Origin of the sequence: Pseudaquabacterium pictum (assembly GCF_005403045.1) — a bacterium.
Classification (GTDB): Bacteria; Pseudomonadota; Gammaproteobacteria; order Burkholderiales; family Burkholderiaceae_C; genus Pseudaquabacterium; species Pseudaquabacterium pictum.
Genome location: NZ_BJCL01000008.1, coordinates 225,759 through 247,073, shown reverse-complemented (window position 1 = coordinate 247,073; position 21,315 = coordinate 225,759). Strand labels below are relative to the sequence as shown.

General features: G+C 71.8%; 13 protein-coding genes. 5 read left to right on the top strand and 8 right to left on the bottom strand.

Annotated features, from left to right (window positions below; translation table 11 throughout):
- Genes FFT10_RS16730 through FFT10_RS16720 form a run of 3 tightly spaced genes read right to left on the bottom strand, consistent with a single transcriptional unit; the run spans nt 1 to nt 3,055 of the window.
- Nucleotides 1–1,263: an ABC transporter permease gene (locus FFT10_RS16730; RefSeq protein ID WP_137733980.1), complete on the bottom strand. Its 1,263-nt coding sequence runs from the start codon at nt 1,261–1,263 to the stop codon at nt 1–3.
- Entirely contained in the window at nt 1,260–1,958 is a 699-nt protein-coding gene (locus tag FFT10_RS16725) for an ATP-binding cassette domain-containing protein (RefSeq protein ID WP_137733979.1), read from the bottom strand. Before FFT10_RS16725 ends, FFT10_RS16730 begins: the two co-directional genes overlap by 4 nt.
- On the bottom strand, nt 1,955–3,055 hold the full coding sequence (locus FFT10_RS16720) for an ABC transporter substrate-binding protein (protein WP_228027146.1): 1,101 nt from the start codon (nt 3,053–3,055) through the stop codon (nt 1,955–1,957). Before FFT10_RS16720 ends, FFT10_RS16725 begins: the two co-directional genes overlap by 4 nt.
- A gap of 200 nt (nt 3,056–3,255) precedes the next feature.
- Here FFT10_RS16720 and FFT10_RS16715 point away from each other — a divergent pair, with 200 nt between their 5' ends.
- The 4 genes from FFT10_RS16715 (at nt 3,256) to uvrA (ending at nt 16,716) form a co-directional block, all read left to right on the top strand.
- Nucleotides 3,256–4,893 carry a ShlB/FhaC/HecB family hemolysin secretion/activation protein gene (locus FFT10_RS16715; RefSeq protein WP_162520825.1) on the top strand — a complete coding sequence of 546 codons (1,638 nt, stop codon included), beginning with the start codon at nt 3,256–3,258 and terminating at the stop codon, nt 4,891–4,893.
- A 13-nt stretch (nt 4,894–4,906) separates the two neighbouring features.
- The gene (locus tag FFT10_RS16710) at nt 4,907–10,189 is read left to right on the top strand and encodes a two-partner secretion domain-containing protein (RefSeq protein ID WP_162520824.1); all 5,283 of its coding nucleotides are present in this window, start codon (nt 4,907–4,909) and stop codon (nt 10,187–10,189) included.
- A 20-nt stretch (nt 10,190–10,209) separates the two neighbouring features.
- Nucleotides 10,210–10,836: an OmpA family protein gene (locus FFT10_RS16705; RefSeq protein WP_137733975.1), complete on the top strand. Its 627-nt coding sequence runs from the start codon at nt 10,210–10,212 to the stop codon at nt 10,834–10,836.
- 120 nt (nt 10,837–10,956) lie between these two features.
- Nucleotides 10,957–16,716 carry an excinuclease ABC subunit UvrA gene (gene uvrA / locus FFT10_RS16700; RefSeq protein ID WP_137733974.1) on the top strand — a complete coding sequence of 1,920 codons (5,760 nt, stop codon included), beginning with the start codon at nt 10,957–10,959 and terminating at the stop codon, nt 16,714–16,716.
- 150 nt (nt 16,717–16,866) lie between these two features.
- Here uvrA and FFT10_RS27660 read toward each other — a convergent pair whose 3' ends face one another.
- Together FFT10_RS27660 and FFT10_RS16695 are read right to left on the bottom strand one after the other, a co-directional pair.
- The gene (locus FFT10_RS27660) at nt 16,867–17,076 is read right to left on the bottom strand and encodes a hypothetical protein (protein ID WP_162520823.1); all 210 of its coding nucleotides are present in this window, start codon (nt 17,074–17,076) and stop codon (nt 16,867–16,869) included.
- Nucleotides 17,058–18,878, bottom strand: a complete 1,821-nt coding sequence (locus FFT10_RS16695) for an ATP-binding response regulator (RefSeq protein ID WP_137733973.1) — start codon at nt 18,876–18,878, stop codon at nt 17,058–17,060. Before FFT10_RS16695 ends, FFT10_RS27660 begins: the two co-directional genes overlap by 19 nt.
- Nucleotides 18,879–18,951: 73 nt before the next feature.
- Between FFT10_RS16695 and FFT10_RS16690 the strand changes: the two genes are divergently transcribed.
- Complete coding sequence (locus FFT10_RS16690) at nt 18,952–19,584, top strand: LuxR C-terminal-related transcriptional regulator (RefSeq protein WP_162520822.1); 633 nt, start codon at nt 18,952–18,954, stop codon at nt 19,582–19,584.
- A gap of 17 nt (nt 19,585–19,601) precedes the next feature.
- Here the strand turns inward: FFT10_RS16690 and FFT10_RS16685 are convergent, their stop codons facing one another.
- From FFT10_RS16685 to FFT10_RS16675, 3 genes are all read right to left on the bottom strand, one after another.
- Complete coding sequence (locus FFT10_RS16685) at nt 19,602–20,171, bottom strand: hypothetical protein (protein WP_137733971.1); 570 nt, start codon at nt 20,169–20,171, stop codon at nt 19,602–19,604.
- A 29-nt stretch (nt 20,172–20,200) separates the two neighbouring features.
- Entirely contained in the window at nt 20,201–20,437 is a 237-nt protein-coding gene (locus FFT10_RS16680) for a hypothetical protein (protein WP_137733970.1), read from the bottom strand.
- 160 nt (nt 20,438–20,597) lie between these two features.
- Entirely contained in the window at nt 20,598–21,314 is a 717-nt protein-coding gene (locus FFT10_RS16675; protein ID WP_137733969.1) for an ABC transporter ATP-binding protein, read from the bottom strand.
- Nucleotide 21,315 lies beyond the last annotated feature (1 nt).

Genomic DNA, 21,315 nt, shown 5'->3' with positions numbered 1-21,315 from the left:
TCAGATCCTGGGAGACAGGCCATCGGACAGCGACAGGCGGTAGGCCCGCCAGCCCGGCACCAGGCTGGCCAGCAGGCCGCCGGCCAGCACCGCGGCCATCAGGCGCCATTCTGCATAGCCAGGTGACAGCAGTTGCAGCGTGATGCCGAATTGCGCCTGCACCCAGCCGCCGGCCAGCGCCACCGTGCCCCAGCAGGCCAGCGCGCCCAGGGCCACGCCGGCACCGGTGACGAGCAGGCCCTCGGCCGCCAGCAGGGCCAGCATCTGCCGCGGGCCGGCACCCACCGCGCGCAGGATGGCCAGCTCGCGCCGGCGCTCGTTCAGCCCGGCCAGGATCACCGCCACCAGGCCGGCCAGGCTGACGGTGGCCACCAGGGCGCTCATCGCCTGCAGGCCGCGTTCGCCCAGGCCGACCACGTCCCAGAGCTCATCCAGCGCCACGCCGGGCAGGATGGCCAGCAGCGGCTCGGCGCGGAAGGCGGCCACGTCGCGCTGCACCGCGAACACCGCGGCCCGGCTCTTCAGGCCGATCAGCGCGGCGGTGATGGTGCGCGGCGTCAGGTCCCTCTGCGCCGCCTGCTCGGCACTGACCGCCTGGCCGGGCAGCGGCGCGCCGGCCATCCAGTCGAGGTGGATGGCCTCCATCGCCTGCAGGCTGATGTGCACCGTGCGGTCCACCGGCGTGCCGGTGGGCGCCAGGATGCCGACGATGGTGAACGGCTTGTCGGCATGGTCGTTGGCGGCCATGGCCCCGTCGCCATGGCTGAGCACGATGCGCTGGCCCAGCGTGTAGCCCAGCCGGCGCGCCACTTCAGCGCCGACCACGGTGTCGTACAGGGCCTCGAAGGGCTTGCCCTGGGCCAGCACCAGGCGCTGCTTCTGGCCGTGGCGGAAATGCTCGAAGTAGCCGGTGGTGGTGCCCAGCACCGCGAAGCCGCGGTGGCTGTCGCCCAGGCTCAGCGGCACCATCCAGGCCACGCCGCGGTGCTGGGCGATGGCCTCGGCGCTGCTGTAGCGGATGTTGTTGGTGGCGTTGCCGATGCGGAACACCGCGTACAGCAGCAGCTGCACCGGCCCGGTGCGCGCGCCGACGATCAGGTCGGTGCCCGACACCGCCTGCGCGAAGTTGGCCCGCAGGTCCTGCCGCAGCCGCTCGATGCCCAGCAGCAGGAAGGTGCTCAGCGCGATCGACAGCACCACCAGCCCCAGCACGAAGCGGCGGTTCCACGCGCTGCGCGCGGCGAGATGCAGCAACGCGGTCATGCCGCCGCCCGCGCCGCGTGGTTGATGGCCGGCAGATCGACCACCCGGGCAAAGCGCTGCGCCAGCCGGGCATCATGGCTGACGAACAGCAGCGCGCTGCCGGCGGCGGCGCAGCTGTCGAGCAGCAGGGCCATGAAGGCCTCGCGCAGGGCTTCGTCGAGCGCGGAGGTGGGCTCGTCGGCGATCACCACCGCCGGCGCGCCGATCAGCGCCCGCGCTGCCGCCACCCGCTGCTGCTGGCCCACCGACAGCGTGCCGGCGGCTTGCGTCCACAGCGCGCGGGGCAGCTCGGTGCGGACCAGCAGGTCTTCGGCGGCCTGCGGCCCGGCGCGCTGCGCCCGCCGCGCCGAGAAGCGCAGCGGCAGGCGCACGTTGTCCAGCACGCTGAGGTAGGGCAGCAGGTTGAACTGCTGGAAGATGTAGCCCAGGTGGTCGGCGCGGTGGCGGTCACGGGCGCTGGCGCCCAACGCCTGCCAGGGCTGGCCCAGCAGCCGCACCGCGCCGGCATCGGGCAGCAGCACGCCGGCGCACAGGCTCAGCAGCGTGCTCTTGCCGCAGCCGCTGGGCCCGCGCAGGAAGACGCTGTCGCCCGGCGCGAGCGTCAGCGCCTCGATGGCCAGGGTGTCGGCCGCTGCACCCGGCCAGCGGTAGCGCAGGCCCTGCAGGTCCAGCGCCGCGGTGCCGCTGGCGCTCACCGCCGAAAACGGCCGTCGGCGCCGATGATCGACAGATCGGCGTAGTCCAGGCCGGTGTGGTCGGTGGCGCTGAAGCTCAGTTCCAGCCCGCCCAGGTCGTAGTTCTTCAGGCCCTCCAGCGCGCGCTGCAGGCCGGCGCGGTTCAGCGCGCCGCTGGCGGCGGCGCGGCGCAGGCCCTCGGCCAGCACCTTGGCGGCGGCATAACCTTCCAGGAAGGCCGGGGTGATGGCCTGCGGGTCGACGCCACGGGCCTTGGCCAGGTCGTGTGCTTCCTTGACCATCGGCACGCCCATCGACCGCTCGCCCGGCAGCACCTGGCTGACCACCACGCCGCGGGCTTGCTCGCCCAGTGCCTTGATGAAGCCGGCCGAGGCGTTGTTGCTCAGCGTCAGCGCCTGGGCCCGAGAGCCGGCATTGCGCAGCGCCTGGATGCCCTCGACCACCGCCGTGCCCGAGCCGATGAACAGCACGGCCTGCGCATCGGCCGCCACCAGCCGCTGCACGATGGCGCCGAAGCTGGGCTTGGCGCGGTCGTAGGTGTCGTGCACCACCGGCTTCAGCCCGGTGCCGAAGCCGCGCAGCGCGCCGGTGGCGGCGTCCTGGCCGAAGCTGTCGTCCACCTGCACCAGGGCGATGCGGGTGACGCCGGTGGCCAGCAGGTGCTTGATGCTGCGCTCGGCCTCGCGCTGGTAGGTGGCGCGCACATTGAACAGCCAGGGGTGCACCGGCTCGTGCAGCACCATCGCGCCGGTGCTCGGGCCCACCAGCGGCACCTTGTACTCGGTCAGCAACGGCATGATCTTCTGGTTGTGCGGCGTGCCCCGGGTGAGGAACAGCGCCACCACGCCGCGCTCGATCAGCGCCTTCGCATTGTCGGCCGCGCGCTGCGGATCGAAGCCGTCGTCCAGCACCACCAGCTCCAGCTTCTGGCCGCCGATGCCGTTGCGCGCATTGAGGCTGTCGAACAGCAGCTTGGCTCCGGCCGTGGCCTCCTTCACTGTGGCGGCCACCGCGCCGGTGTGGCCGGCCGTCTGGCCGATCAGGATCTGTGCCCGCGCCGGCAGTGCAGCGGCGACGGCCAGCAGGACGAGAAGCATCAGGCGCTGCAGCATGGCGTGGCGATCGGTCTGGGGGGAGGGCCGGGGGAGGCGGATGAGTCGGCATTGTCGCGCCGGTGCCGCATCTCTCCATTTCGGTGGACATCTGGATGGGTGGCTGGGCAGCCAGCAGGCAACATGGCATGGTTGGGGATGCGGCCGATCGACAGGCCGGCCCGTCGTCAGATCGAGGAGGATCCATGAACCTGACCCACCGCGCGGCCCGACCGCGACGCGGGCATGCACTGGCCCTGGCCGCCGCCGTGGCGCTGCCCTGGCTGGCCACCCACCCCACGGCGCAGGCCCAGGCCGTTGCCGCCGAGCAGGTGCAGGTGCGCAGCTTCCAGGTGCAAGGCAACACCCTGATCGACACCGCGGCGGTGCAGGCCGCGCTGGCGCCGCACACCGGCGCGCGCAGCCTGGCCGATCTGCAGAAGGCCGCCCAGGCGGTGCAGGCGCTGTATGTGCAGGCTGGCTGGGCGGCGGTGGTGGTCTACCTGCCGCCACAGCCTGTGAACGACGGCGTGGTCACGCTCAACGTGGTCGAGGGCAAGGTGGGCCAGGTGCTGGTGCAGGGCAACCAGCGGCTCAGCCCGGCGCGGGTGCGCGCCGCGCTGCCCTCGTTGGTGGAAGGCGCCACGCCGCGGGTGCGCCGCATCGACGCCGAATTGCAGATCGCCAACGAGAACCCTGGCCGGAGCATGGCCGTGCTGCTGGGCCCGGGCGCCGCGCCCGGCGAGGTGCAGGCCACGGTCAAGGTCGACGAGCAGCCGGTGCACCGTTTCAGCGCCTCGCTCGACAACTCGGGCAACGCCCGCACCGGCCGCTACCGCCTGGCGGTGGGCTGGCAGCATGCCGATCTGACCGGCCATGACGACCAGTTCAGCATCAACCTGCAGACCTCGCCCACCGAGCCCAGCATGGTGCGGGTGGCCAGCGCCGGCTACCGCTGGCCGCTGCCGGGCCTGCGCGCAGCCATCGACCTGTTCGCCGCCTACTCCAACGTCGACGGCGGCACGCAGACCATCGCCGCCGGTGACCTGAGCTTCGCCGGCGCAGGCCGCATCGCCGGTGCGCGGGTGGTCTGGTACCTGCCGCGCCTGGGCGAATTCGACCAGCGCCTGACCACCGGCCTGGAGAGCCGCGCCTACCTCAACGACTGCAGCGTGGCCGGCCTGCCTGCCGGCGCTTGCGGCGCTGCCGGCGAGAGCGTGTCGGTGCAGCCCCTGTCGGTGGAATGGGCGGCCCAGCAGGGCGGCACCACGCCCATGCTGTTCACCCTGGGCGTCACCCAGAACCTGGCGCTGGGCGGCAGCCACGGCGACCAGGCCGACTTCGACGCCGTGCGCCCTGGCGCACCGCGCCGCTACACCGTGCTGCGCGCCGGCGCGCAGGGCAGCATGCCGGTGCTGGACGAGGCCCGCGTGGCCGCCCGCTTCAGCCTGCAGCACAGCGGCGACGCGCTGGTGGCTGGCGAGCAGTTCGGCCTGGGCGGCGCGCAATCGGTGCGCGGCTACCAGGAGCGCGAGCTGTCCGGCGACTCCGGCTGGCAGCTGTCGCTGGAACTGCTGAGCCCGCGCCTGGGTGCCGATTGGCTGCCGCCCACCACCGACCTGCGCCTGGTGGCCTTTGCCGATGCCGGCGAGGTCAACAACCAGGGCGGCACCGCCTGCCGCGCGGCCGCCAGCCGCTGCCGCGCCAGTGCCGTGGGTGCCGGCCTGCGCCTGGGCTGGGGCCCGGTGCAGTTGCGCGCCGATGTCGCGCGCGCCATGCAAGACGCCGTCAGCACCGAGCGCGGCGACTGGCGCGCCCATGTCGTGTTGTCCGCCAGCTTCTGATCGGAACCTTCCCATGACCGCCAGCTTCCGTTGCATTCCCTCCCGGCTGCGGGCCCTGCGCCCGCTGGCCCTGGCCGCCGCCAGCCTGTGTGCCGGCGGCAGCTTGCAAGCCGCCGGGCCCGTGCTGCCGTCCGGCCTGCAGGTGATGCAGGGCCAGGCCACGCTGCAGACCAGCGGCCGCCAGCTCACCGTCACCAACAGCGCCGGCGCGGTGCTGAACTGGCAGCAGTTCTCCATCGGCGCCCAGGATGCCGTGCGCTTCGTGCAGCCCAGTGCCAGCAGCAAGGTGCTGAACCGGGTGGTGGGGCATGACCCGTCGGCCATCTTCGGCAGCCTGTCGAGCAACGGCCAGGTCTGGCTGCTCAATCCCAACGGCGTGCTGTTCGGCGCCGGTGCGCGCATCGACGTGGCCGGCCTGGTGGCCAGCACCCTGCGCCTGGACGACAACGCCTGGCGCGCCGGCCTGGCGACCGGCCGCTTCAGCCTGGGCGGCGCGGCCGACGGCTCGTTCAGCGCCGGCGTGGTCAACCAGGGCGAATTGCGCAGCACCAGCGGCGGCCGCATCCTGCTGATCGGCGGTGCCGGCGGCGTGCGCAACGAGGGCCTGATCGAGGCGCCCGACGGCCAGGTGCTGCTGGCCGCCGGCGCCCGGGTCGACCTGGTCGACACCGCCACGCCGCGGCTGGGCCTGCAGCTGAGCGCGCCGCAGGGCGAGGTGCTGAACCTGGGCGCGCTCGCGGCCGCCGGCGGCCGCATCGACCTGCAGGCCGCGCTGGTCAACCAGCAGGGCATCGTGCGGGCCGACAGCCTGGGCGCCGGCCCGGGCGGCCAGGTGCTGGTCAGCGCCAGCCAGGGTGCCACGCTGGCGGCTGGAAGCCGCACCAGCGCGGATGGCGCCAGCGGCGGCCAGGTGGTCGTCGATGCCGGCGGCGGCACCTTGCTGGCCAGCGGCACGGTCAGCGCCCAGGGCAGCCACGGTGTCGGCGGCAGCATCGGCCTGCTGGGCCGCCAGGTGGGCCTGCTCGATGGCGCGCTGGCCGATGCCTCCGGCGCCAGCGGCGGCGGCGCGGTGCGGGTGGGTGGCGGTCTGCAGGGGGCCGATCCGGCCTGGCGCAATGCCGACGCCACCTTCATGGCTGCCGGCGCGCAGCTGCGTGCCGATGCGCTGGCCAGCGGCAACGGCGGCCTGGTGGTGCTGTGGGGCAGCAAGACGGCCCGCGCCTACGGCAGCTTCAGCGCCCGCGGCGGCGCGCTGGGCGGCGACGGCGGCTTCATCGAGACCTCGGGCGGCTGGATCGATGTGCGACCCGCGGCGGTCGATGCCGGCGCCCGCGCTGGTCGCGCCGGGCGGTGGCTGATCGACCCCGACGACCTGCTCATCAGCAGCGATGTCAGCGACAGCGGCATCAGCGCCGGGCCCGACTTCACCACCAGCGACAGCGATGCCACCCTCAGCACCTTCACCATCAGCCGGGCGCTAAACGCCAACAACAACGTCACCATCACCACCGCCGACCGGCCGGAGAGCGAAGGCCGCGGCGACATCACGCTCAGCAGCGCCTTCCTCAACGTGGCGCCCACCGCGGCGGTGAGCCTCACCTTCAAGGCGGCGGGCAGCCTGGTGATGGAGAACTCCAGCATCCAGACGCTGAACGCACCGCTGACAGTCAACCTGCAGGCCGGCGTGGGCAGCGGCAGCGTGGGCCTGGGCGACGCCGGCGGCGTTGGCGGCGGCATCAAGCTGACGGACTCGCTGATCGCCACCGCCGGCGGCGACATCACCCTGGGCGGCCCCAGCCTGGCTTGCGGCCCGGTCTTCGGCTGCGCGGCCGGCAACACCGGCGCCGTGGCGTCGTCGGGCACCAGCGTGTTCGATGGCGTCGCGATCAGCGGCAGCAGCCTGCGTGCCGGCACCGGCCGCATCCAGATCGATGGCCACAGCCTGGTCGGCTTCACCGACACCGCTGGTGTGCGCATTGCCGACGGCAGCCAGCTCGAAGGCAGCCGCATCACCATCCGCGGCACGGTGGATGCCGGGGTGCTGACCGAGGCCAGCCTGCGCCACGGCGTGGTGGTGTCCGACAGTGGCATCGCTGCCACCGACGAGCTGCGCATCACCGGCAGCGTGGCCACCGCGCTGACCGGCAGCGATGGCGTGTTCGCCACCGGTGTGGACATCGGTCGCAACAGCCTGCTGCGGGTGGGCGTGGAGGGCGCCACACGCCCGGAAGGCGCCAGCGCGCCCGTGTTGCTGCTCAGCGGCACGGCCATCGACACCGGTGCGGAGGAAGACGGCCTGCCGCGCATCGGCATGCGCCTGGGTGGCAGTGGCAGCAAACTCGTCGCGCTGGCCGGTGCCGAGGTCGCCATCCGCGGGACGACCGAGACCGCGGGCCTGGGTTACGGCATCCTGATGGACGACAGCGATGCGGAGATCGACGCCACGGCAGGCAGCAGCCTGGTGCTGGACTCCAGCAGCAACCTGCTGCTGTCGGGCCGCATCCGGGCGCCCGCCGGCGGCAGCCTCAGCCTGCTGGCCGCTGGCGACCTGATCATCGGCGATGCGGCCATCGACGGCACCCCGACCACCGTGGCCCTGGCCGGCCGCACCGTGGCGATCGGCGGGTCCGGCGAGTCCAGCACCCAGATCCGGTTCGATGCCGACACCCTGGTGTCGGTGCGGGCCGACATCCTGGCCATCGGCCTGCCGGGCGACGACGACGACGGCGGCGAATTCGAGGGCGAATTCCTGGGTGCCCGGGCGGTACCGGGTAAGCGCTCGCTGTCGACCGTGCCCGGCGTCAAGCCCGCTGCGTTGCCCGCGCTGGATGCGTCCGTGGTGCTGGCCACCGGCGGCCGCCTGGAGATCGCTGCCGACACCGTGTCGCTGGGCAGCGACGCCCTGCTGTTTGCCGGCGCCACCGGCGATGCCCTGCGCATCACCGGCAAGGCTGCCGGTTCGCCGGTGCTGAACTTCATCAATCTGGGCGGCAGCACGGTGCTGCAGGCGCCCAACGGCCGCTGGCAGCTGGAGGCATTCGACTCCGACGACGGCGAGGGCATCACCTTCCAGCCCGGCGGCTTGCGCGCCGACTTCTGGCAATACGGCGCCACACCGGGCAGCAGCGCGCCGGCGGCGCCGGGCAACGGCTTCCTGTTCACCGCCACCCCGGTGCTGGGCCTGGAGCCCACCAGCGAATCGGTGCTGGCCAAGGCCTACGATGGCGGCGTGGCGGTGAACCTGGCAGCGCTGGGCCTCGGTATCACCGGTCTGCGCGACGGCCAGGCCCTGGCCGGTGACCTGATGCTGCAGGACCGCAACGCCGGCGAATCCAAGGCACTGTTGCCCAGCCTGGGCGCCCTGGGCAACACGGTGATCGCCAGCGACGGCACGCCGGTCTTCGGTTATGCCCTCGATGCTGCGACGCTGCGGGTCAGCGTCACCCCGATCACGCTGAACCTCACCGAGGTGCTGGCCGCCAGCAAGGTGTATGACGGCGGCACGGCCGCGGCCATCACCCGCTGGACGCTGTCGGGTGTGCTCGAGGGCGATCTGGTGACGGTGGCCAGCGGCAGCGCCAGCTTTGGTGACCCCCATGTCGGCGCGGCCAAGCTGGTGACGGCCGATGCCCTGTCGCTGGGCGGGCTGGATGCCGGCAACTACCGACTGGGCACCAGCCGTGCCACGACCAGCGCCGACATCACGCCGGCCACGCTGCGCTACTCGGCCACGCCGGTGTCGCTGACGCGCGGTGCCACGCTGCCGGCGCTGACCGGCACGGTGCAGGGCTTCGTCAACGAAGAATCCCTGGCCACCGCCACCCTGGGCGAGTTGAAGTTCCAGACCACCGCCACCACCGAATCCGAGCCCGGGCTGTACGCCATCAACGGCAGCGGGCTGACGGCGCGGAACTATGTCTTCACCCAGGCGCCCTCCAATGCGACTGCGCTGGCCATCAACCTGCCGCCCGTGGAACCGCCCGCCGCCCAGGAACCGGTGAACACCCTGGTGACCCTGGGTGCGGTGGCGGCGGTGCTGACCACACCGCAGGGCAGCTCGGCCGGCTCTGGTCGGGCGCTGGATGCCGTGCCCGGCCTGCAGGGCGACGGCCGCAGCGGCAGCTTCGGCACGCTGGACCTGGACAACCTGCCCAGCGCCACCGTGGCCTCGGTGCTGGCCGCGCGGGACGCCTACAAGAAGACGGTGTTCCGCGACGCCCTGGCCGAGCTAGAAGGCAACCCCGCGGCGGCCGACGCCACCGGCTGTGCCACGGCCCAGCAGGCCGCCAGCGGCCAGTGCCTGGTGGTCAAGCCGCTGGGCGTGGGGCTGGACATCTCCAATGCCCGGGTGGTCGAGCGTGCGCCGATCACGGCGCCCACCACCGCTGCGCCCACGGCGCCGGCTGCACCCGCCCCGGCCCCTGCCGCTGCACCCGCCGCGGCGCCGGCGGTGGCGGCCGTGCCGGCGCGGCCCGCAACGGCGGCGCTGCGGGTGCAGCCGCTGCCGGCCGATCTGCAGGTCAACCTGCCGCAGCGGCGCAACGTGGCCCGTGCCGCGGTGCCGCAGATCCAGCGCAAGATTGCGGTGCTGATCGGCGTCGACAACTACCTGGATGGCCGCATCCCCAAGCTGGCCAATGCGGTGAACGACGTGCGCGCCATGTCCAGCACGCTGGCGCAGAACCTGGGCTACGAGACGGTGGTGCTGGAGAACCCCGGCAAGGCCACGATCTTCCGGGTGCTGAACCAGCTGGCCGCGCAGGTGGGCCCGAACGACTCGGTGGTGGTGTACTACGCCGGCCATGGCGAGCGGGTCGAGAAGACCGGCCTGGGCTACTGGCAGCCGTCCGACGCCGATGCCGCCCGGCCCGAGACCTGGATCTCCAACGCCGACATCGACCGCCTGCTGCGCCAGCTGCCGGCCCAGCAGCTGGCGATGGTGTCCGACAGCTGCTACTCGGGCAGCCTGGTGTCGGGCGAGCGCATCCGCGGCGTGGCCACCACGCCCGACGCCAGCGGCCTGCTGGCCAAGCGGGCGGTGGTGGTGATGACCTCGGGCGGCAACGAGCCCGTGTTCGATGCCGGCTCCAACGGCCACTCGCCGTTCGCCTGGAACCTGATGCAGTCGCTGCAGCAGGTGGGCGGCTGGAAGCCCGGCAGCAACCTGTTCGAGCAGGTGCGCTTCGCCGTGGCGCGCAAGCTGCCGCAGCGGCCGCAGTACGGTGCCAGCCGCGGTGGCGGCCACGAGCCCGGCGCCGACTACCTGTTCGAGCAGCGACAATTGGACGTCCGTTGACGCAAGCGAAGGAGCCTGTGATGCACATTGCTGCCCCCCTCTGGTCCCGGTTTGCCCTGGGTCAGGCGCTGGTTCTGGCGCTGGCAGGTGCTGCCGTGACACCGGCCTGGGCCCAGGCCACCGCGCCCGCCCCGGTGCTGAAGACCAGCCAGGTGACCGAAGACGCCTTGGTCGACGCCCTGGCCATCGACGTGCCCGAGCCGGCCGAGGCTGCCAGCGGCGCCACCCGCGGCTTCCGGCCGGCCACCCGGCCCGGCGGCTCCACCTTCCAGCCGGCCAAGGCCGGCCCGGCCAAGCCGGCGGCGCCGGGCAAGGCCAATCTGCTGATCACCTTCGCCACCGGCTCGGCCGAGCTGACGCCCGAAACCATCAAGGTGCTGGAGACGGTGGCCAAGGCGCTGCAGTCGGACAAGCTGGCGGGCTTCGCCTTCCGCATCGAGGGCCATGCCGATCCGCGCGGCGGGCTGGAGTACAACCTGAAGCTGTCGGAAGAGCGGGCGCAGAGCGTGGCCAGCTACCTGACGACCAAGCTGGGCGTCCTGCCCGACCGCATCCAGCCGGTGGGCAAGGGCAGCACCGAGCTGCTGAACCCCGGCCAGCCCGAGGCGCAGGAAAACCGCCGCGTCACCATCGTCACCACGCAATGACCTCCTGACACCGCGCTGTCAGGAGCCGGCGCGCGCCGGGTTGCATCGGCATGCCCTTGGGTCGTCCCGGGCGGGGTCCGGTCCCTAGAATGCTGGGCCTTGCCTCCCGGAGCCTGCTGCATGAACCGTCCCGTCGACCCGCCTGCAGGCGCCTTGGTTCCGCCACAGGGGGATGACACCGAAGGCCTGTCGGCCGGGCCCACCACCGGGCTGATCCGCATCCGCGGCGCGCGGCAGCACAACCTCAAGAACCTGGACCTGGACATCCACACCGGCGAGCTGACGGTGGTGACCGGGCCCAGCGGCTCGGGCAAGAGCAGCCTGGTGTTCGACACGCTGTATGCCGAGGGCCAGCGGCGTTATGTCGAGACCTTCAGCGCCTACGCCCGCCAGTTCCTCGACCGCATGGACCGCCCCGCGGTCGACCGGGTGGACGGCGTGCCGCCGGCCATCGCCATCGACCAGACCAACCCGGTGCGCACCTCACGCTCCACGGTCGGGACGATGACCGAGCTGAACGACCACCTGAAGCTGCTGTTCGCCCGCGCCGCCCAGCTGTTCGACAAGCAGACCGCGCAGGCCGTGCGGCACGACACGCCGGAAACCATCCACGCCGACCTGCTGGCCAAGGCTGCCGCCGCAGGGGACCCGCGCCTGGTCATCACCTTCCCGGTGGAACTGCCGGCCACGGTGACACCGGCCGAGGTGGAGCAGTGGCTGTCGGCCAGCGGCTTCACCCGGGTGCAGGCCGAGCGCACGGTGAATGACCGCAAGGTGCTGGATGTCGTTGCAGACAGGCTGCGCATCGCCGGCGCCGACAAGATCCGCGTGGTCGAGGCGATCGAACTGGGGTTGAAGCGCGGCAGCGGCCGGGTCAACGTCTATGCGTTGGGCGAGGGTGAGGCCGAGCCGGTGCTGTGGCGCTATTCCACCGGCCTGCACTGCCCCGACAGCGACCTGCGCTATGCCGATCCGCAGCCGGCGCTGTTCAGCTTCAACTCGGCCTTCGGCGCCTGCGAGGCCTGCCGCGGCTTCGGCCGGGTCATCGGCGTCGACATGGGCCTGGTGATCCCCGACCACCGCAAGACCCTGCGCAACGGCGCCATCAAGCCGCTGCAGACGCCGGCATGGAAGGAGTGCCAGGACGACCTGCTGAAGTACGCCGGCGAGGCCGGCATCCCGCGCGACACCGCCTGGGCGCAGCTCAGCCCGGCCCAGCGGGACTGGGTGATCGAGGGCAACCCCAGCTTCTCGGGCAACTGGAACAAGCAGTGGTACGGCGTGCGGCGCTTCTTCGGTTACCTGGAGAGCAAGGCCTACAAGATGCACATCCGTGTGCTCTTGAGCAAGTACCGCAGCTACACCCCCTGCGGCACCTGCGGCGGTGCACGGCTGAAGACCGAGGCGCTGCTCTGGCGCATGGGCGACAAGGCGGCGGCCGATGCGGTGATGGCGCCTGAGAAGCGCATGCTGCCGGTGGGCGTGGCCTGGAGCCGCGCGCAGCTGGAGGCGCTGCCCGGCCTCAGCCTGCATGACCTGATGCTGCTGCCGATCGAGCGGCTGCGGCGTTTCTTCGATGGGTTGACGCTGCCCAGCACCATGCTGGACGAAGCGCTGAAGCTGCTGCTCGACGAGATGCGCACGCGGCTGCGCTACCTGTGCGACGTGGGCCTGGGCTACCTGACGCTGGACCGGCAAAGCCGCACGCTCAGTGGCGGTGAGGTGCAGCGCATCAACCTCACCACCGCGCTGGGCACCAGCCTGGTCAACACGCTGTTCGTGCTGGACGAGCCCAGCATCGGCCTGCATCCGCGGGACATGAACCGCATCGTCGAGGCCATGCACCGGCTGCGTGATGCCGGCAACACGCTGGTCGTCGTCGAACACGACCCGGCGGTGATGCTGGCCGCCGACCGGCTGATCGACATGGGCCCGGGACCGGGCGAGCGGGGCGGCCAGATCGTCTTCGACGGCACGCCCGATGCGGCGCGCAACGCCGACACGCTGACCGGTGCCTACCTGGGCGCGCGCAAGCATGTGGGTATCGGCCTGCGTCGCTTCGTCAACGAGGCCACGCCCAAGCTGATCCTGCAGGGCGTGACCGAGCACAACCTGCAGAACATCGAAGTCAGCTTTCCGCTGCAGCGGTTGACCGTGGTCACCGGCGTCAGCGGCTCCGGCAAGAGCACCCTGGTGCAGGACGTGCTGGTGCCGGCCCTGCAGCGCCACTTCGGCAAGCCCACCGAGGGCGCCGGCGCACACCAGGCGCTGCTGGGCATGGACTGGCTGGCCGATGCGGTGTTTGTCGACCAGTCGCCCATCGGCAAGACGGCGCGCAGCAACCCGGCCAGCTACGTGGGTGCCTTCGACGAGATCCGCAAGCTGTTCGCCCTGGCGCCGCTGGCGGTGGAGCGGCACTACAGCGCGGGCATGTTCAGCTTCAACGCCGGCGATGGGCGCTGCCCCACCTGCGGCGGCAGCGGCTTCGAGCATGTGGAGATGCAGTTCCTGTCGGACGTGTACCTGCGCTGCCCCGATTGCGACGGCAAGCGCTTCCGCGCCGAGCTGCTGGAGGTGAAGCTGATCCGCGGTGCCTACCAGCTCAGCGTGGCCGACGTGCTGGAGCTCACCGTCAGCGAGGCCTGCGTGGTCTTCAGCGGCGACCCGGCTGTGACGGCGCGGCTGCAGCCCATCGTCGACGTGGGCCTGGACTATGTGCGCCTGGGCCAGCCGGTGCCCACGCTCAGCGGCGGCGAGGCCCAGCGGCTGAAGCTGGCCGGCTTCCTGGCCGAGGCCGCGGCCGGGCCGCGCCAGCCGGCGGCCAAGAAGGGCACGCTGTTCCTGTTCGACGAGCCCACCACCGGCCTGCACTTCGACGACATCGCCAAGCTGATGCGCAGCCTGCGCAAGCTGCTGGACGCGGGCCACTCGCTGATCGTCATCGAGCACAACCTGGACGTGATCCGCAGCGCCGACTGGATCGTCGACCTGGGCCCCGAGGGCGGCGATGCCGGCGGCCAGCTGGTGTGCGCCGGCACGCCGGAGGATGTGAAGGCGCATCCGACATCCCACACCGGCAAGGCGCTGCGCGAGTACGACACCGCGCTGGGCATCAGCCTGACGGCCGAGGAAGGCCGGCCGCTGCAGCTGGTGGCCAAGGCCCGGCGGGATGCGGCCAAGCAGGCGGCGGGCAACGACATCCGCATCGTCAACGCCCGCGAGCACAACCTGAAGAGCCTGAACGTCGACATCCCGCGCGACAAGTTCACCGTGGTCACCGGCGTGTCGGGTTCGGGCAAGAGCACGCTGGCCTTCGACATCCTGTTCAACGAGGGCCAGCGCCGCTACCTGGAAAGCCTGAACGCCTACGCCCGCAGCATCGTGCAGCCGGCCGGCCGGCCGGAGGTGGATGCGGTGTACGGCATTCCGCCCACGGTGGCCATCGAGCAGCGGCTGAGCCGCGGCGGCCGCAAGAGCACCGTGGCCACCACCACCGAGGTGTGGCACTTCCTGCGCCTGCTGTGGGTGAAGCTGGGCACCCAGCGTTGCGTGCACGACGGCGCCGAGGTGCGGCCGCAGAGCGTGGAGAGCATCGCGGCGCAGCTGCTGAAGGAGCACAGGGGCCAGCATGTGGGCCTGCTGGCGCCGCTGGTGGTCAACCGCAAGGGCGTCTACACCGATCTGGCCAAGTGGGCCAAGGCCCGCGGCCACACCCACCTGCGGGTGGATGGCGAGTTCGTCAAGGTCGACCCCTGGCCGCGGCTGGACCGCTTCAAGGAACACACGCTGGAGCTGCCGGTGGGTGACCTGGTGGTGTCGGCATCGAATGAAGCGGAACTGCGCGAACTGCTGGCCAAGGCGCTGGACGTGGGCAAGGGCGTGCTGCACCTGCTGACGCCGCTGGACGGTCTGGCCGCAGCGATGGAAGGCGGTGGCAGCACCGCCCACATCGGCACGCTGAAGGTGTTCTCGACCAAGCGCGCCTGTCCGCAGTGCGGCACCAGCTACCCCGAGCTGGACCCGCGCATGTTCAGCTACAACAGCAAGCATGGCTGGTGCACCGGCTGCGTCGGCACCGGGCTGACGCTGACCCGCGAGCAACGCAAGGCGCTGGATGACTCGGTCAGGGACGATGACCAGAAGGGTCGCGAGCAGAGCTTCCCGTCCGACGAGCCCGAGGTGGAAGGCCTCAGCGGCGAGCCGTGCCCCGATTGCCACGGCACGCGGCTGAACCCGATCTCCCGCAACATCCGCTTCGATGGCCACACCATCACCGCGGTGGCCGGCTGGGCGGTGGACGAGGCACGGCAGTGGAGCGCCGCGCTGGCACTGGAAGGCCGTGATGCGGCCATCGCGCGTGACGTGGTCAGCGAGATCCGCAGCCGATTGGAATTCCTCGAAGAAGTGGGCCTGGGCTACCTGACGCTGGACCGCGCCGCGCCCACGCTGAGCGGCGGCGAGGCGCAGCGCATCCGCCTCGCCGCGCAGCTGGGCAGCAACCTGCAGGGCGTGTGCTACGTGCTGGACGAGCCCACCATCGGCCTGCATCCGCGTGACAACGCCATCCTGCTGAAGGCGCTGGGCCGGCTCAGCGAGCAGGGCAACACCCTGGTGGTGGTGGAGCATGACGAGGACACCATCCGCCGGGCCGACCACATCATCGACATCGGCCCCGGTGCCGGCAAGCGCGGCGGCACCGTCATCGCCCAGGGTGTGGCGGCCGATCTGGCAAAGAACCCCGATTCACTGACCGGCCGTTTCCTGGCCCATCCGCTGAATCACCCGCTGCAGCCACGGCGCAAGGTCAACCGGGCGGTCGACCACCTGGCGCTGACCGGCGCGCATCTGCACAACCTGAAGAACGTCGACATCCAGGTGCCGCTGCAACGCCTGGTGGCGGTGACGGGCGTCAGCGGCTCGGGCAAGAGCACGCTGGCGCGTGATGTGCTGCTGGCGAACGTGCAGGCCATCGTGGCCACCAAGGTCAGCAAGGCCGGACGCGATGCGCTGGCCGCGGGCCAGCTGCCGCCGCTGACGGGTTGCACCGGCATCAGCGGCTTCATGCCGATCGACCGGGTGCTGGAAGTCGACCAGACGCCGATCGGCAAGACGCCGCGCAGCTGCCCGGCCACCTACATCGGCTTCTGGGACACCATCCGCAAGCTGTTCACCGAGACGCTGGAGGCCAAGGCGCGTGGCTATGCGGCGGCGCGCTTCAGCTTCAACACCGGCGACGGCCGCTGCCCGGCCTGCGAGGGCCAGGGGATGCGCACCATCGAGATGAGCTTCCTGCCCGATGTGAAGGTGCCTTGCGACCAGTGCCACGGCCAGCGCTTCAACCCCGAGACGCTGGCGGTGAGCTGGCGCGGCAAGAGCATCGGCGACGTGCTGCGCATGGAGGTGGACGAGGCGGTGGAGTTCTTCGCCAGCATGCCCAACATCGCCTACCCGCTGCAGCTGCTGAAGGACGTGGGCCTGGGCTACCTGACGCTGGGCCAGCCCAGCCCGACGCTGAGCGGTGGTGAAGCTCAGCGCATCAAGCTGGTGACCGAGCTGAGCAAGGTGCGCGACGACGTCACCCGCCGCGGCCAGAAGACGCCGCACACGCTGTACGTGCTGGACGAGCCCACGGTGGGCCTGCACATGGCCGATGTGGAGCGGCTGATCGCCGTGCTGCACCGCCTGGTGGCCGGCGGCCACAGCGTGGTGGTGATCGAGCACGACCTGGACGTGATCGCCGAGGCCGACTGGGTCATCGACCTGGGCCCGGAGGGCGGCAATGCAGGTGGCACGGTGGTGTGCACCGGCACGCCCGAGACGCTGGTGGAGCGCGGGACGCACACCGGGCGGGCGTTGGCGCCGGTGTTGGCGCGGGGGTGAGGGCTGCTCTGGGCTCGTAGCGGACGTTTGGTTCTGCGCGATCGCGCCGGGCCGGGAGGGCCTGCTTTGCTCCATGTCCCCCGCTGGCCTCGGCCTCGCGCCGAACGTGGCAAGTCGGGGACTTCCGCAAAGAGCCCAAAGGAGACCTGCTCACCGCCCGAGCACCGCCTTCTCCGCCGCGCAGTTCAGCGGCGACTTGGCACCCTTGGTGCGGGTCTCGGTCACCTCTTGCCGCGCCATTGCCAGCTGGGCCTGGACCGTGGCATCGCTCTGCAGCCGCGCCACCGCGGCGGCGCCCATCACCCGGCCCTGGTCGACATCGCTCTGCCTGAGGCGCCACCTCAGGCAGACTGCCGCCACGATGCCACGCGCGCCAGCAGCTCGTCCTGCCGGAATGGCTTGTGCAGCACTGGCGCACCACGCGTCTTGAACCGCATCAGCTCGTCGCGGCCGGTGTCACCGGTGAGGACCAGCGCAGGCACCAGACCATGCCGGCTGCGCACCGCGTCGATGGCATCCAGGCCACTGCCGTCGGGCAACCGGTGGTCCGTGAGCAGCCCGTGTGGCACCGGCTGCGCCTGGTCGAGCGCGGCGTGCAGCTCCGCCAGCTGGCCGAACGGCTGCACCTGCGCGCCCCACGCCGACAGCCGTGCCGCCAGTGCGGCGCGGACCGTGGCATCGTCCTCCAGCAGCCACAGCACCATGCCGGCCAGCACACCCGGGCCGGGCGGCGTGGCTGCCGGCGGGCTGCCATCCAGGCTGCCATCCAGCCCGGCGCCAGCGTCGGCGCCCACGGCCGATGGCGTGGTGGCCAGCGCCAGTGCGATGCCGAAGCAACTGCCTCGGCCTGGCTGCGAGCGCAGGGTGAGCCGGTGGCCCAGCAGGTCGGCATTGCGCTGGACGATGGCCAGGCCCAGTCCCAGGCCACCGCGTCCATCCGGCCGCGACTGGCCCAGCTGCACGAACTCCTCGAAGACCCGCCGCTGGTCCTGCGCCGCGATCCCGCAGCCGGTGTCGCGCACCTCCAGCAGCACACCCGCGGCGCCCCGGCGCCGTGCACTGACCAGGATGCCGCCGCGCTGCGTGTGCTGCAGCGCGTTGTCCAGCAGGTTCTGCAGCATCTGGTGCAGCAGCACCGGGTCGCTGTGCACGCACAGGTTGTCACCGCGCCACCGCAGCCGCAGGCCCTTGGTGCGCGCGCCGGGCTCGACGTGCGCCTGCAACTGGGCAAAGAGTGCGGCCAGCGGGACGGGGCGCATCACCGGGCTGACCGTGCCGGATTCCAGCCGCGACAGGTCGAGCAGGCCGCGCAACAGGTGTTCCAGCGCCCCCACCGACCGGGCGACCCGGGCCAGCATGGCCTGCGACGAGGGATCCGCCGTGCTGTCGGTCATCAGCCCGACCAGCAGCCCGATGGTGGTGACGGGCTGTCGCAGGTCATGGCTGGCCGAGGCGATGAAGCGCGAGCGGGCCGCTAGCGCGTCCTGCGCCCGCTGGTGCTCCAGGTGCAGGCTGGCGGCCAACTGCTCGCGCTCCTCGAGCAGGGCATAGACCTGTCGCATCGACCGCGCCTGCTCGCGCACAAAGCTCAGCAGGAAAGCCACCGCGGCCAGCGTGAGCACGCCGACCATGACCGGCACCTCGCCGCCCTGCAGCACCCAGCCCGCGGCCAGCGCCGCACCCAGCGGCAGGGCAAAGGCGGCATACACCCGCACCTGGCCGCCCACATTGCCGACGCCGGCCGCGGCCAGGCCCATGCACACCATGGTGAAGATGTACTGCGACTCACCGGGCGTGGCGCCGAACAGCGCCGGTACCAGCAGGGCCCGCGAGGCCCCCATCAGGCCGAATTGCCAGGCCAGCACCCGCTGCGCATGGTGCCAGCCAGCCGGCCCGGGCGTGTTGGCGTCCAGCCGGCGCTGCAGCGCCCGCACGTACCAGCTCAGACCCGCTTGCAGCAGCAGCCGCATCGCCAACCAGGCGCCGGCCAGGGCCGGCATGCCCTCGCGCCACTGCAGCCAGGCCAGGAGGGCATCGACCGCCACCACTGGCAAGGGAAAGTGGGCCGCCTGGTGGCAGGTCAGCCGAAGCTGCTCCAGCTGCAGCCTGGCTTCAGCGGGCGCCGGGCCGCCAGCGGCCGCTTCACCCGATGCGCTGCGCATCGACCGGATGGTACTGTCTGGCCATCACAAGCGCGCGACACCGGCCGCGACAGTGGGGACAACGGATGCGGCGATGAAGACCATGCTGGTGGATGACCACGGACTGTTCCGTGATGGCTTGGCCTTGCTGGTGGCCCACCACTTTCCCCAGCTGCAGTTGCTGGAGGCAGGCAGCCTGGCCGAGGCCCGGCAACTGGCGCAGCAGCACCCCGACCTGCAGCTGGCCTTCCTCGACCTGCACCTGCCCGACAGCACGCCTGCGCAGACGCTGGCCACCTTCCGCCAGCATGTCCCGCAGGCGGCCGTGATCGTGGTCTCGGCCGATGCATCGCCCGCCACGGTGCTGCAGGCCATCGACGCCGGCGCGGCCGGCTTCATCCCGAAGACAGCGCGCAGCCAGGTGATGCGGGTGGCCCTGCAGCGGGTGCTCGACGGCGGTGTCTACCTGCCCCAGCCGCTGGTCGAGCTGCCCGAGCAGCCACAGGCCACGGGCCTGACGCCGCGCCAGGAACAGGTGCTGGCCCTGCTGGTGCAGGGCCGGAGCAACAAGCTGATCGGCCGCCAGTTGGTGATTTCGGACTCGACCGTGAAGACCCATCTGGAGGCCATCTTCCGCAGGCTGGGGGTGCGCACGCGAACGCAGGCGGTCGTGGCCGTGGCCGGCCTGGGCTGGCGCCTGCCGGTGCTGCCGAGCCCGGCCGCCTGACAGCCCGGCGCCTGCGCTCAATTGCTGCGGACGAACAGCAGCAGCACGGTCGTGCCGTCGGCGGTGTTGGCGCTGGTGCTGATCAGCAGGCGGCCGCCGTCGGCCACCGACAAGCTGCCGCCATCGGGCAGCACCACCTTGCCGCCAGACAGCGACCAGCTGAAGCTGGCAGGCGCGTCGGTGCGGTTGAGCGCCCGGCGCGTGCCGCTGGGGAAGTCGACCTGGCTGCCGGACTCGGTCATGCCGCTGAGCGTGGCCGAGCCGTTGGCCGCCAGCGTCAGCGTGCCGCCGCTGACATAGCTGGCCACCCAGCCGCTGTTGGTGCCGGTGCCCATCTCGGTCTGGAAGCGCGACAGCGTGTAGCTGCCTGCCAGGTCGGCGGCCACCAGCTGGCCTTCGGTCTTGGCCACGCGCGCCGCCAGGCTGTTGATGGCCGTGGCCAGGGCCTGGAAGTTCGCGTTGACGTCTGCTGCGCGGGCCGGGGCACCGGCCACAAAGGTGTTGGGCACGGTGACCTGGGCGCTGGCAGCGCCGGCCAGGGTGAGGCTGATGGCGGCGACGGCCGCGGCAAAGGCGTGTAGTTTCATGGTGGAGGTGCTCGGTGCGTGAAGAGGCGTCATTGCCAGACGACGTTGTCCCAGGTGGCTTGCGCGCCATCCCAGGCCAGTGCTGCGGCGCTGGCGGGTGGGGCAGGGGGCGTGGGCGCGGTGGTGGTGGCGGCTGGTTCGCTGCTGTCGCCGCCACCACCACAACCGGCCAGGCCCAGCACGCACGCGGCCAGCAGCCAGCGGCACAGGGTGAGGCACAGCGGCGCCAGGCCGCGGGGGGCCGCGGTGCGAAGAAGGTCTGCCATGTGCGGGGGCTCCGGGATGCAGGACAAGCCGCGGGATGCGCTTGTTCATGGCCCGTGACCATAGGTTGCAGCCACCCGGCCGCCCATCGGCCGAACGGCCGACACGGATCCCCAACCCTGAGGATGGCTGGTCAGATCGCGGCGCGTGGCCCGGGCAGGCTCAGACGCCGAGAAAGCCCGCCAGCGCCGGGCTGGTCGCCACCTCGTCGGCGGCGCCGTGCAGCACCGCCTGGCCCTTCTGCAGCACCAGCGCACGGTCGCTGCGCGCCAGCACCTTGCGGTAGTCGCGGTCGACGATCAGCGTGGCGATGCCGGCGGCGCGGATCTCGCCGATCACCCGCCAGATCTCGGCCACGATCAGCGGTGCCAGGCCTTCGGTGGCCTCGTCCAGGATGATCAGCGACGGGTGCGTCATCAGCGCGCGGCCGATCGACAGCATCTGCTGCTCGCCGCCCGACAGCTGCGCGCCCAGGTTGCCCAGGCGCTCGGCCAGCCGCGGGAAGGTGGCCAGCACGCGCTCCAGGGTCCAGTCCTGCTGGCCATCGCGGCCCGGGCGGGCGGCCATCACCAGGTTCTCGCGCACGCTCAGGTTGGGGAAGATGCCACGGCCCTCGGGCACATAGGCCACGCCCAGGCGGGCCACCTCGTGCGGCTTGGCGCGTGACACATCGCGGCCGAACAGGTGGATCTGCCCGTCGCGCTGCGCCACATGGCCCAGCAGGCTGCGGATCAGCGTGCTCTTGCCCATGCCGTTGCGGCCCAGCAGGCCCACCGTCTCGCCCCTGGCCACCTGCAGCTGCACGCCGTGCAGCACATGGCTGCTGCCGTACCAGGCGTGGATGTCGCGCGCGTCGAGGATCAGTTCTGCTGCGGCCATC

Coding starts and splice junctions, on each gene's coding strand:
- FFT10_RS16730 (WP_137733980.1), bottom strand. CDS start 1,263: ATGACCGCGTTGCTGCATCTCGCCGCGCGCAGCGCGTGGAACCGCCGC.
- FFT10_RS16720 (WP_228027146.1), bottom strand. CDS start 3,055: ATGCTTCTCGTCCTGCTGGCCGTCGCCGCTGCACTGCCGGCGCGGGCA.
- FFT10_RS16715 (WP_162520825.1), top strand. CDS start 3,256: ATGAACCTGACCCACCGCGCGGCCCGACCGCGACGCGGGCATGCACTG.
- FFT10_RS16710 (WP_162520824.1), top strand. CDS start 4,907: ATGACCGCCAGCTTCCGTTGCATTCCCTCCCGGCTGCGGGCCCTGCGC.
- FFT10_RS16705 (WP_137733975.1), top strand. CDS start 10,210: ATGCACATTGCTGCCCCCCTCTGGTCCCGGTTTGCCCTGGGTCAGGCG.
- uvrA (WP_137733974.1), top strand. CDS start 10,957: ATGAACCGTCCCGTCGACCCGCCTGCAGGCGCCTTGGTTCCGCCACAG.
- FFT10_RS16695 (WP_137733973.1), bottom strand. CDS start 18,878: ATGCGCAGCGCATCGGGTGAAGCGGCCGCTGGCGGCCCGGCGCCCGCT.
- FFT10_RS16690 (WP_162520822.1), top strand. CDS start 18,952: ATGAAGACCATGCTGGTGGATGACCACGGACTGTTCCGTGATGGCTTG.
- FFT10_RS16685 (WP_137733971.1), bottom strand. CDS start 20,171: ATGAAACTACACGCCTTTGCCGCGGCCGTCGCCGCCATCAGCCTCACC.
- FFT10_RS16680 (WP_137733970.1), bottom strand. CDS start 20,437: ATGGCAGACCTTCTTCGCACCGCGGCCCCCCGCGGCCTGGCGCCGCTG.
- FFT10_RS16675 (WP_137733969.1), bottom strand. CDS start 21,314: ATGGCCGCAGCAGAACTGATCCTCGACGCGCGCGACATCCACGCCTGG.